The organism is Martelella sp. AD-3 (assembly GCF_001578105.1).
Classification (GTDB): domain Bacteria; phylum Pseudomonadota; class Alphaproteobacteria; order Rhizobiales; family Rhizobiaceae; genus Martelella.
The window spans coordinates 1,702,386-1,714,893 of sequence record NZ_CP014275.1 but is presented as its reverse complement, the minus strand read 5'-3'; the positions used below and the strand labels follow the sequence as shown (position 1 = coordinate 1,714,893).

The window sequence follows — 12,508 nt, the reverse complement described above, 5'->3', positions numbered from 1 at the left end:
CTCAGCCCCCCACCGGTTTCGCGATCGCTCCGGGCGGACCGTTGCGCAGGACAAGACAGGGCACGACCGACCAGATCACGAGAAGAGCAAAATAGACGATTTCCGGAATGAGTTGGAAATAGCCGGTCGCCAGAAGACCGGCAAACATGATGATATGGGCGATCACGCCCCAGAAGATGCTGGCTGCAACCTCGCGCCGGCTGGCGATGCCGGCCTTCAGAAGCCGGTGATAGACCGCGAGCGAAAGCGGGAAGAACAGGACGATCGCCGTCAACAGGCCCGGATTGTAACCGCCCTGGATGATCGCCATGCCGACATGGCTGACGGCGTTCACCAGGACGATCGACACCATGCAAAGCGCCGGGAACAGGTGATGGCGCGCGCTCAGGATCGCAAGCGCGGCCACAAGCCAGACCAGCGATGTGTTGATGACGAAAACCCCGGCATCGGTGAGCGGCGGCGGCGTGCCGGCCGGGGCCCGCATCAGGTCGAGAAGCACCATGTTGACATAGGGTTTGAAGGCATAGACCTGGCCGAAGAGATCGACCCAGTGCTCCTCGAACTGGTGAATGATATAGGCGATCCACAGGATCAGCGCATAGAGACCGATGTCATCGTCGGAGAACCGCAAGGGCCTGTCGGAAAAGGCAAAAGCGAAGAAGAGCAGGAACGGCGCCATGAAGGTGCCGAGCTTCATCCAGCCGGTCAGCAGAAAACCGTGCTGGCCGAGCGGCAGCCACAGCATGGCGAAGGCCATGGCCAGAAAGATGAACGCCCGATTTTCCGCCATGCCCTGCCTCCGCCGCGATTCCCCCGCTTAACCCGAGGTTAGCGATGCCTGAAATTATGGCAAGCTCCGCCGCGGCGGAAGCCGGTCAGAACCGGTAGCCGAACCTGATCGAGCCGGTATGCGACTGGTAGTCATCTGCAAACGCGCCGTCATACTGGAATTTCAGCTCCATGCCCTGCCGCTTGGCAAGGTCCAGCCCGAGTGTGACATGGCCAACCGTGTCGGCGATCGGGGTGAAGGTGGAGAAACTGTCCATCGACGATAGACCGGCAAAGCGCGATGTCGTTTCCCAGCTATCGGCCGTCAGGAACGAAATGCCGAGATCGCCGTAGAGCCGCGCCGGCCAGTCCTCAAGGAACGGGATCCGCGCGCCGAACTCGATCCCCGGGGTGACGCCGAAAGCCGTATCCGAATTGCCGTCGACCATCAGGTTCATCGCCCCGGCGCCGGTCTCGGTATAGCCGAACTGATGCATGTTGATGACGTCGAGATCGACCTTGGGACGCATGTAATACTCGTCGCCGAAGGCGAATTCGTAGGAGGCGCGGGCGCGGGCGAAGACCATCGCCGAATCCGGTTCGCCGTGCGCGGTGGCCGTCAGCGTGTCGAGATTGATGTAGCGTTTGGAATCACCCCAGTTGTAACCCGCACCGCCAACGAAGCCGAAGAGCCAGGGGCCGGCCTCCTTCTTCAGCGCCACCGCGCCGGTGAAGGATTGCTGCTCCATCTTTTCAGAACCGCTCTTGTTGCGGAACCAACTGTTCTCGTAGGTGAGGCCCGAGCCGAGGAACCAGCCGTCTGCAAGCGCCGCCTGCCCGCCGAACTGCAATCCGCCGACGGACTGGGTATAGCCCGATGAATCGCCGTGCTGTCCTTGCGTGGTCTCGCCGCCAAGCGCGCGGCTCCACACGCACGTGCCCTCGTCCATCATCACGCCGGTTGTGGCAAAGGCCGGGCAGGACAGCACGCTGTTGGCAGCCGCGATCGCCGCTGACGGCGAGTTCGCCAGAGGGGCGGCCGCCGTCTGCGAGGCAAGCTCCAGCAGCATGTCGTCGAATGTGTCGGGATCGGCCTGATGGAACGCGCCGAAGGCCGCGCCGAGCGAGATTTCGTCCTCGGCGAATTTCACTTCCGTCGCGCTGCCGTCCGCGATCCTGTCCCAGGCCTGCTGCATCGCCCGCGAGACGCCGCCCGCATTCCTGCCAAGCGACACGCCGTTATCGGCAAAATGCGCATCGGCGACGGAGAACCCGTGCCAGCCCTCGGCCGATTTTGTCACATCGGTAAAATCGAAGACCAGGGAGGAAAGCGCCGTGAGTTCGGCCGTATCCATGCCCTCGGCCTTCAGGAACTCTGTGCGCGTGTTTGGCAGCAGAGCGTTGGCATTGACATCGACGCCCCAGGTGCCGGCGAAATCGCCTTCCACCAGAAGCGTATCGGCCGTGCCGTTCTCCATATCCACGTCAAGCCCGGTCAGGAGGCCGCCCTTGCTCGAATTTTCGGTGCGCCAGTCGATCCGGTTGCTCCGGTCGAAATAGCTGAAGGGCGAGAAGGTGGTCGAAAGGCCGAGCTCGGCAACGTCATAGGCGCTGCCCGCATCTTTCGTGCCGACGCCGAGCAGGTCTCCGGTCACCCGCGTCCGGATCGTGTTCCACGCCCCGCCCGGATTGATGTTGCCGGCATTCAGAATGCTGCCGGCATCGGCGATATGACCGGTCACGAACGTGCCGGTGCCCTGGTTGACGAACAGGCTGGAACCGGCGCGCGCCGCCGTCCGCACCACGCCATCAGCTGCCGATGCGGAGGTTGTGAACTTGTGATGAACGATATTGCCGGTCACCGTGCCGGAATTGGTATGCGTGATGGCGGTGCCGCGTCCGCCGGAGGAATAGATCGCGCCGCCGCTATATTCGCCATTGCTGGCCGCAGCCGTCGAGCCGGAAAGGACCCCGCCGCCGCCGATCGTCAGAGACATCGCCGGGCCGGTCGCCTGTCCCCAAACGCCCCAGGCGGTCGGGTCGGAAACCGTGACGCTTCCGTTGACCGTGACTTCCAGCTTGCCGTTCTGGTAGTTGCCGGCAACCGTCGGATCATGCCGGTTGTTGAAATTGGCAAGCGTGCCCGCATATGTCTTGCCGTTTTGGATAAAAATACCGCCGGAGCCGCCGACGGCCTGGGCAACAATGCCGTGGGCATATTTGCCGCTGGTCTTGACGCTGCCATCGACGGTCACAGTGACATAGCCCGTCTGGTCGGCATTCCCTGAGCTGCTGTCGTAGTAGTAATCGCTGCTGGCGAACAACTCACCATAGGAACGGTAGGAAGCATTCAGCTTCTGGGCAAGATCGGCCGAAACGCCGCCGCCGCCGGAGACCGTTTGGGCGAGGATGCCGAAAGCGCCATCGCCAGAGGTGACGATCGAGGCATTGTCCTTGACCGTGATATCGACGTTGTGGGCGCTGGAAGGCGCCTGCTTCTGCACGAAGCCGGACTGGTCGAAATTGTTGGCCGCAGCCGTCAGGAAACCGCCGCCGCCGCCGATGGATTGACCCGCAATACCGATGGAGCGTTTGCCGGACGTGTTGATCGAACCGTAATGGTTGACGGTGACGTCCTGCCCGTCGGCGTCGCCGTTATCGCTGCCGCCGCCAAAGGTGGAGTTGATGATGCTGGAGATGCTTTCGTCATTCACCGCATTGTAGGTGCCGAGCGCGACGCCGGCGAAACCGCCGCCGCCGCCGATCGACTGGCCGAGGATGCCGTTGGCGTTGTCGCCGGAAGTGACAATCTTTGTCCCTCCGATCGTCTCCACCAGCACATTGCCGCCATTGCGCGTGCCGTCGGATTGGCCCTGCGCCCCGAACTTGATCGAGACCTTGTCCATGGCATAGCCGGTCTGGATCGCATGTCCGCCGCCGCCGCCAAGCGACTGGGCGATCACGCCGTTGGCGGCAAAGCCCTCAGTGTAGATATTCGCGGCATAGACCGTGACATGGCCGCCGTCGCCGGCCGCGCCGCCGGTTGCGCCGAAGGAGATCGTCGAGATATCGAGGTCGGCTTCCGGTCCGGACACCGTGACGCTGTTGGCGCTGGACGACGTCGAGACCGCGCCGCCGCCGCCGCCGATCGACTGCGCCAGAACCCCATGGGAAAACGAGCCATAGGTCTTGGTCGTGCCCTTTGACTGCGACGAGCCCTTCTTGTCGACGCCCACATAGACATTGCCGCCGTAACCGCCATCGCCGCCGGAAGCCCCGGTATTGGCCGATAGCGTCACGCCGACATCGAAGGAGGGATGGGCCTTGACCCAGTCGGAGAACTTGACCTTGGTTTCCTTCTCGAATTCGAAGGCGTGGCCGATGGAGCTGGTGCCGGAGCCCCCCTGCCCGCCGCCGCCGCCGATCGACTGGGCAATCAGGCCGGCCGAGGAATCGCCCTTGGTCAGGATCGTGCCGTTGTTCCAGGCATAGACGCTGCCGCCATCGCCACCCTCGCCGCCGGTGGCGCCGATGCCGACTTCGAGCTTGTTGTCAGCATCGACATTGCCGGTTCCGCCGCCGCCCTTGCCGCCGCCGCCGCCGACGGAGTGGACGAACAAGCCGGTCGAATTCGCGCCGTAGGTCCTGACCGCGCCGCCGCCGGCGACACCGCCATAGGCCGACCCGCCGTCGCTGCCGCCGCCGGCCTCGCCGCCGATAGACAGCGACAGGTTGAAGGTGGAACTGCCGAAATAGTCGATGCCGTCGGTCTCGCCGGTTCCGCCCTGGCCGCCGCCGCCGCCGATCGATTGCACCAGCATGCCGTCGGCAAAATCGCCGCTGGTGGTGATGGTCCCGTAATTATGCGCATAGGCCTTGCCGCCGCTTCCGGCCGCACCGCCGCCGCCGCCGAGCGAGAAGGTGAGCGTCGCTGTGACGGAATCCCCTTCAAGCTTCTTCTGAAGCTCCGCTTCTCCGCCGGTCAGCTTGCCGAAGGCGCTCTGCAGCGTCGCCGTTCCCGCCGCCGCCGTCGAATCGCCGCCCTGGCCGCCGCCGCCGCCGATCGACTGCACGTGGAGGCCGAGCGAACCGTCCCCGGTCGTCGTGACGGCGCTCTTGTCCTTCAGCACCGCCGTCGCGGATCCGCCGTCGCCGCCCGCCCCGCCATTGCCGCCGTGGGAGACCGACATCGCCAGGGCGAAACTGTCGCCCTTCTCGTCAAAGGGCAGACCGAAGGCGAGCGCGTGGGCGCTGGACGCGCCACCGGAGCCGCCGCCGCCGCCGATCGACTGGATCAGGATCCCGGTCGCATCATAACCGGATGTCGAAACGGCGCCGTAGTGATTGATCTCCGCTTCCCCGCCGCTGCCGCCGCCCGCGCCATTGCCGCCGGTCGCGATCGCGATGTCGAAGGTCTTGCCGAACGAAACGGATTTCGCAGCGCCGCCAGAACCGCCGCCGCCGCCGATCGACTGGGCGAGAATGCCGAGACCGTTAACGCCGCCCGTCTTGACCGTCGTGCCCGCAAGCGTCTTCAACTTGACCAGGCCGCCGGAGCCGCCGTAGCCGCCATTGCCGCCGATCGCATCGGAAAAACCGATGCCCCAGGCCGTCGCCTTGCCGCCGGAACCGCCGCCGCCACCGATCGACTGGGCGAGAATGCCGGCGGCATAATCGCCCGACGCCGTAATGTTCGCGCCCGCGTTCACCGTCACTGCGTTGCCGTCGCCGCCATTGCCGCCATTGCCGCCGACAGCGACGAAAAGCCCGCTCTTGTTGCGGCCCGTGCCGCCGCCGCCGCCGATCGACTGGGCGACGATGCCGTGCGCATCCGCGCCATAGGTGGTGAGCGCGCCGTAGCTGTTGACCAGAACCGTGCCGCCGTTAGAGCCGTTGCCGCCGGACTTGCCGCTTCCGCCAATGCCGCCGATCGCGCCCGAGCCGGTGTTGTCGCCGCCGCCGCCGCCAATCGATTGGGCCAGAATGGCGATGCCGCCGCCCAGCGGAACATCGCCTGAACTCTGCGTGCCGGTCTTGCCCGCCGCATATCCGCCATGGGTGGTGACCGCCGCCTTGTTGGTCACCGTGACGCCTGCCGCATAGGCGCCGCTTGACGCGCCGCCGACCTGTTGCGAAGCGGAATTGGTCACCGCCGAATAATAGCTGTAAGACTGCGTGGCGATCTCGCCGCTCGATGTCAGAAGCCCGCCGCCGCCGCCGATCGACATCGCCACGATGCCGTGGGAATCGACGCCGTAAACCTCGATTGCCCCATAATTCTTGACGGTGACTTCTCCGCTTGTGTTCGACGCGATATTGGCGTCGCCCCACTGGAACCCGCCATTGCCGTCCCAGACATAGACGCCGCCGCCCGCCCCGGACGAGATTGCCGCGATGCCGTGGGAATGATCACCCCTGGTGGTGATCGCGAAGTCGCTCTTGACGTAGACGCTGCCGCCGGTGCCGCCCTTGCCGTTCTGCGTCGTCGTCGCCGTCGAGGCAACCTGGCCCAGCCCGCCCAGCGAAGTGGCCTGAATGCCGCTCGAATGCGCGCCCGCCGTGGCAATCGAACCGCCGCCGGAGAGCTTCGCATAGACAGCGCCCGCCGCGCCGCCCTTTTTCGAGGCGTCATAATAGTCGAGGCTGGAGCCGCCATAGCTGGCCGCAACGATGCCTGCCGAATCGTCTCCGGAGGTCTTGATCGTGGTGCCGGATGCGCCGTAGACCGTCACGGAGGCCTTGCCGCCATCGCCGCCGTCATAGCCGCCGCCGGAGCCGTTGGTGTTGACCGGGCCCTGCCCGCCATAGCTGATGGCGGAAACCGCGGCGCCGCTTTCGCGCTTGGTGAAGGTCCAGTCGTTCCCGATCTTGCCGGCGGCGACCGTCGACACCGTGCCGGCAAAGGCGGCATCGTCGGAGCCGAGCGTGACGGTTGCCTTGCCTGCAAGGCCGCCAGTACCGCCTTCCATGCGGTTCCAGGAAATATTGTTCGGGCTGTTGCCGCCGTAGGAGGCTGCGAGGATGCCGCCGCCCGCCTTGGTCGAGGCGATCGTATTGACGTCGCCCGACACCGTTACGGTGGCGGTATTGCCCGAACCGCCGGTCAGCGCCCAGGTCGCGCCGCCGCGACTGATGGCGACGATGCCGAAACCGTTCGCCGAGATATCGGCGGTGGTGCCCACAGTGACCGCGCCGGCATTGCCGCCATAGGTGGCGTAGGCCGTGCCGCCGCCGCTGACGGCATAGATCCCGTGGCGTGCCGCGTTCTGAATGATCGCATTGTTGTAGACGGCAACGGAGCCGCCCGCCCCGCCGGAATATTTGTCGGCGTCCTTGACCTCGCTGCGGAAGGCGTTGCTGCCCGCGGAGACGACGCTGATCGCATCGGAGTGCCTCCGGGTGTAGAAATGCGTTCCGCCCGGCGCACTGAAGGAAATCATCGAGGCGACATCCGCTTCCGCCGAAACGTCGATCGCCGCGGTGTTGGTGATCGTGATGTTCAGGCCCTGCTGCGGGTGGACCGGCGGCATGTCGTACTGGCTGTAGTAGACATTGCTCGACTGGTACCAGGTCATCGCCCCGCCATAGGCATATTGCGGCGCGGTCACGGTCCCGGAGGAGGAGATGGTGCAGGCGAAAGTGGTTGTGCCGATCGCGCCGGAATTGTTGACGTAGCCGCTTGTGGACCCCGGTTTGCAGACCGCCTGCGCATAGACCCGGCTGTAGCCGCGCGAATAAAACGGCACCGGAACGCCGGAAAGCGCGCCGGCAAGCGCTGTGGACTGAAACAGCAGCGAGGAGGCGATCCAGCGTTTTCGCATGCCCGTCCGCACCGGCTTGCCGGCCTTGCCGTTCCCGGAGCGCTTGCCGCCGACAGCTTTGGTCATGGTTCGTCCCCCCGGGCGCATTTTCTGGTTTGCGGAATCTTCTGAGAAAGCCCGGGAATCACTTTTGATGATTTCCCGTCTCTTAGACAGGCGCAAAATGTCCGGGCCCGGACCTTTTCTGGCGTTTTGCCGCCTTATGGCTGCCGTAAATTGATGAATTCCCCTAAAAGTTGCACTGTTTTTCGTCGGGCATCGTCATAGGGAATGACCGTCGGATCGCCGTGAAGCGAGTGATGGAATCAGTCTTGCCGCGCACGGCGCGCGACCACCGGAAACAGTCGAGACGGTTGGAACGCGGCCCGGGAGCCGATGCGGGTGATTGCGGAAAAGAAGCGCCGAAAACGGCAATGGAGGCCTCGGCCGGAATCGAACCGGCGTGCAAGGATTTGCAGTCCTCTGCGTAACCACTCCGCCACGAGGCCCCGCGCCGCTGAAAAGCAAGCGTTGGCGGGCGTTTAGAATGATTTGCAATTCGGCGCAAGGGGAATCTCCGAAAAATGGCGGCTAAATTGCGCCTGTATCGCTCCTGGCAGCCGCCTCACTCTTCATGTGCGTTCGGCGCACGCGACGCGGCGCTGCCCGCATTGTCCAGACGCCGCGCCTTGCCGGCCGGCTTCAGGCTTGCGACTTGCGATCTCCGGCAATACTACGTCCGTGACCCGATGCAGGAAACCACAGGCATGCCGACGGCTGAAGACAGACGAAACCGGCGCGACCGGAGCGCCAGCGGCGGCCCCGGATGAGCGCCCTGCTTGCCTATGGCGGCCTGTTTGCCAGCGCGCTGGTCGCCGCGACCATCCTGCCGATGCAATCGGAGGCGGCGCTTTCCGGACTGCTGCTGACGGGAGCCTATCCGGTTTTCGCGCTTGTGCTCGCCGCCTCGCTCGGCAATGTGCTCGGCTCTGTCGTCAACTGGCTGCTGGGACGCGGCATCGCGCGGTTTCGCGACCGGCGCTGGTTTCCGGTCGGCCCGCGGGCGCTTGAAAGGGCGGAAGCCTGGTACGGCCGCTACGGCAAATGGTCGCTTCTCCTGAGCTGGGTCCCGATCATCGGCGATCCGCTGACCGTTGTCGCCGGCGCCCTGCGCGAACCCTTTCCCGTCTTCCTCGCCCTTGTCACCCTTGCCAAGGTCGGGCGCTATCTCGCGCTGACAGCGGCGGTCCTCGGCCTGTCGTGAGAAGACCGGCGGCCGGAAAATCAACAAATTCACATTGGCTGGACACGAATCACGTAAAAAATCGGGTAGGGTTGGCTGCGGATCGGCGGAATGAGGATCCGGCAGAGATCAATCGCGCAGAGGAGGCAGCGGAGAAAGCGATGCATTCAGATAATTCTTTCCGAACCGGGCATCAACGCTCGAACGTGCCGTTCAGCCGATGCGCCATGCTCGCCCTTGCCCTGCTCTTTGCCTTCCTCGCCGTCTTCCAGGCCGATTACGCAACCAGGGCCTATGCCCAGGAAGCGCCGGCGACGCCCCACGAGCAACAGGACGCGACGGCTGCGGAACTGGTTCAGGAGATCATCAGCGACGCTGCTGACAATGAGGGCTTGCAATCGCGTTATCAGCGGCTTGTGACCAACCCGATCTCGCCGCCCGACACGCGCAGCCCGCGCGCCACGCTCGAAAGCTTTCTGGTCATCATGCAGGCGGCCAACAAGCTCTGGCTCGGCGTGCGCGACGAATTCTTCGCCAATGACAACTTCTTCATGACGGAGGAAGAGAAGGATCAACTGGTTCTCGTCCAGTCCCTGCTCGGCAAGGCGGCACAGACCTTCGACCTTTCCGACGTTCCCGCCGCCTCGCGCGAGCGTTTCAGCATCGAGACGGTGCTTCAGCTTCAGGAGATCTTCGATCGAATCTACCTGCCGCCGCTCGAGGATATTCCCGGTTTGCCGGCAGGCTCCAATGCCCGGGCGGACGCGCTCGGCGGCCCCCTTCCGGACAAATGGATCATCCCCGGCACAAGCCTCACCATCGAGCGCATGCAGGACGGGCCCTATTCCGGCCAGTATCTGTTCACCGCGGCGACAGTGGACGAGATTCCGGATGATTACGAGGCGCTTCAGTCGCTGCCGATCATCGCCGACAGGGGCGAGGATCTCTACCAGTACTACATCTATACACCCGGAAACCTCGTCGCGCCGCAATGGTATCAGTTCATATTGGACGGTCCGGGCTGGCTTCAGAACACGTTTGGCGGCCAGGCCTACTGGCAATGGCTCGCGCTCGCGCTCACCGTGGTCGTGCTGATGCTGGCGATCGCCCTCTACAGCCGCTGGAACAACCGCCGCCCGGTTCCGCTCGATCCCGCCGCCCGCCAGTCGCGCCGCCTCACGCCGCCGCTTCTCGTGATCCTCGCCGCGAACCTGTTTCACTATCTCTGCGAGGAGCAGATCAACATCACCGGCGACCTTCTTCAGATCGTGACAACGGTCGTCAGCGCCATCATCTGGACGACATCGGCCTGGCTCACCTACCAGGTGCTGCAGACGCTCTACATGTGGACGATCCGCAATCCGACCGTCAACAACGCCAGCCTTGATGCCAGTCTGGTGCGCACCGGCTTCCGGGTCGCCTCCTTCCTGGTGGCGATCGTCGTGCTCGGCTACGGCGCCACCCGGATCGGCATCCCGATCTACGGCGTCGTCGCCGGTCTCGGCGTCGGCGGCCTGGCCATCGCCCTTGCCGCGCAGCCGACGCTTGAGAACTTCATCAGCGGCCTCATTCTTTATGCCGACAGGATCGTGCGCGTCGGCGACTTCTTCCAGTTTTCCGACACCGCCGGAACGGTCGAGGAAATCGGCATCCGCTCGACCCGCATCCGCGCGCTCGACCGCACGCTGATCATCGTCGCCAATGCCGAGCTGGTTAAGCACAAGATCACCAATTACAGCCAGCGCGACGTCTTCCTGTTCCGCCACAAGGTCGGGGTCAGATACGAGACCGACAGCGCGACCCTGCAGAAGGTGCGCGACGGCATCCGTGCGGCGCTCGAGGCGCATGACAGCGTGCTGGAGAGCCCTCTCAGGGTGCGCTTCGTGGAATATGGCGACTTCGCCTTTCTGTTCGATATCTATGCCAACATCTCGGCGACCGACATCAACGCCTTCCTCGAGGTTCAGGAAGAACTCCTGATCGCGATCCGCGAAGCGGTCGAGAACAACGGCGCAGGCTTCGCTTTCCCCTCCTCCACCGTCTACCTTTCCCGTGATCAATTGCCGGAACGAAAGACGGTCGACATCGTTGAGAACGAAAGTGACGAGGAGAGGTCAAAGAGCGCCCCCGCGGAAAAGGCCTATCCCGTCGATGAAACATAAGCATTGACCTGCCGCAGGGGGCCCGGCGGGTGCTTCGGGAGTGGACATGGTCTGGGGCTGGATCAACGCGAATTCGGGCGCGCTGAGCGCGATTGCGAGCTTCTGCACGCTCGTCATCTGGGCAATCTATCTGCAGCTGATCTTCAGCGGTTTTCGCGAGGGCCGGCGCGCGAAGATCCTGATCAATCGCGGCGCCGGTCCGACACTGGAGGGACACTGCCTGGTCGCCAATATGAGCGCCAAGCCGATCTATATCGACGCCGTGCTGCTCGATTTCACCCTGAAGGATGAGGACGGCGACAGGAATCTCCGCTATTCCCTGAGCAACCTCAATTTCGATGAGGACGGCACGCCTGATCCGCGCAAGCGCTGGTTTCAGGGCCCGCTCGATTCCGGCGAGCATCTCGATCTCGGCTCGTTCAGGACGCTGATCGGCAAGATGTCGCCGAAGGGTTTCGATGATTTCGAAAACATCGCCGACGTCAAGCTGACCGTCGTTGCGACCTATACCTCCGAGGACCAGCCGGTGGCCGCCGAACGCAGCTTCGACATCATCCGCACGGAGGGTGACCTGCTGCTGTCGCCCCGCGCCTATTCGGCCACGCAGATCCGCTCCCGCAGCGCCAGACGGCGGATCGAGAGCGAAATGCGCGACATGCACAGTTCCGAGCGCGGCGACGGCCCCGAAACGGGCGACGGGGTGCAGCGGCGCGGCTGAGGCCGCGCGGGCCCCTCCCGATCGCCGCTCCGGCCGCGGGAGCCGGCCGGCCGGCCGGAGCGGAAAGGGCCTCCTTCCGGGCTTGTGCGCGAAAGCGGAAGACAATGTTATTTTTTTGCAAAAAGGGCTTGGCAAACCGCCCGTGCATTTGTATTAACCCGCTCACACCGCAGCGCCCGAGTGGCGCGCATATTCCCTGGTAGCTCAGCGGTAGAGCACTCGACTGTTAATCGATAGGTCGTCGGTTCGAATCCGACCCGGGGAGCCACTTCTTCTTGATTTGCCGAAAACTTAAAGCGTTTCGCCTGACAGGCTGTCTATGCACCTGAATGAATTGGCGTATTCTTCATTCCGAAGACCATGCGAATCATGAAGGCACGCCATGCAGATCACAGTCACAGCCGATCCCGATGCGGACGATATCGCCCGGGTCGACGAGAACCTCTCGCGCTTCAACGATGACGACGTCGGGCCGGCGGAGCGCACGCCGCTGTCCGTCTTCGTACGGGACGGCGACGGCCTTGTGATCGCCGGCATCAACGCGTTCACCGCATGGGGCTGGCTCTACGTGCAGCGGCTGTGGGTGGGCGAGGACGCGCGCGGGCAAGGCGTGGCCGGAAAAATGCTTTCGGCGGCCGAGGACGCGGCGCGCGCACGCGGTTGCCACGACGCCTTCATCGACACCTTCAATCCGGTGGCGCTCAAGGCCTATCAGCGCGCCGGCTATGTCGAATTCGGCCGAATGCAGAATTTTGTTGCCGGCCGCGACCGGGTGTTCCTGCAGAAAAAACTGTAGCGGACAGGGCAGAAAAAACCT

The 12,508-nt window shown here is 64.1% G+C and carries 6 protein-coding genes and 2 tRNA genes; 5 read left to right on the top strand and 3 right to left on the bottom strand.

The window, feature by feature from the left end:
* Position 1: 1 nt before the first annotated feature.
* From AZF01_RS07910 to AZF01_RS07900, 3 genes are all read right to left on the bottom strand, one after another.
* Complete coding sequence (locus tag AZF01_RS07910; protein ID WP_024707977.1) at positions 2-790, bottom strand: HXXEE domain-containing protein; 789 nt, start codon at positions 788-790, stop codon at positions 2-4.
* Between the two features lie 85 nt (positions 791-875).
* Complete coding sequence (locus tag AZF01_RS07905; RefSeq protein ID WP_061449660.1) at positions 876-7,655, bottom strand: autotransporter outer membrane beta-barrel domain-containing protein; 6,780 nt, start codon at positions 7,653-7,655, stop codon at positions 876-878.
* A gap of 348 nt (positions 7,656-8,003) precedes the next feature.
* Positions 8,004-8,077, bottom strand: a tRNA-Cys gene (locus tag AZF01_RS07900).
* 317 nt (positions 8,078-8,394) lie between these two features.
* On the opposite strand from AZF01_RS07900, the gene AZF01_RS07895 reads away from it, so the two are divergent.
* The 5 genes from AZF01_RS07895 (at position 8,395) to AZF01_RS07875 (ending at position 12,487) form a co-directional block, all read left to right on the top strand.
* Positions 8,395-8,832 (top strand): YqaA family protein, encoded by a 438-nt coding sequence (locus tag AZF01_RS07895; RefSeq protein ID WP_024708132.1) that lies wholly within the window; start codon positions 8,395-8,397, stop codon positions 8,830-8,832.
* Between the two features lie 140 nt (positions 8,833-8,972).
* Complete coding sequence (locus AZF01_RS07890; RefSeq protein ID WP_244435553.1) at positions 8,973-10,973, top strand: mechanosensitive ion channel domain-containing protein; 2,001 nt, start codon at positions 8,973-8,975, stop codon at positions 10,971-10,973.
* 46 nt (positions 10,974-11,019) lie between these two features.
* Complete coding sequence (locus AZF01_RS07885; protein ID WP_152534525.1) at positions 11,020-11,691, top strand: hypothetical protein; 672 nt, start codon at positions 11,020-11,022, stop codon at positions 11,689-11,691.
* A 193-nt stretch (positions 11,692-11,884) separates the two neighbouring features.
* Positions 11,885-11,959: transfer RNA gene (locus AZF01_RS07880), tRNA-Asn, on the top strand.
* 114 nt (positions 11,960-12,073) lie between these two features.
* On the top strand, positions 12,074-12,487 hold the full coding sequence (locus AZF01_RS07875; protein WP_024708129.1) for an N-acetyltransferase: 414 nt from the start codon (positions 12,074-12,076) through the stop codon (positions 12,485-12,487).
* Positions 12,488-12,508 lie beyond the last annotated feature (21 nt).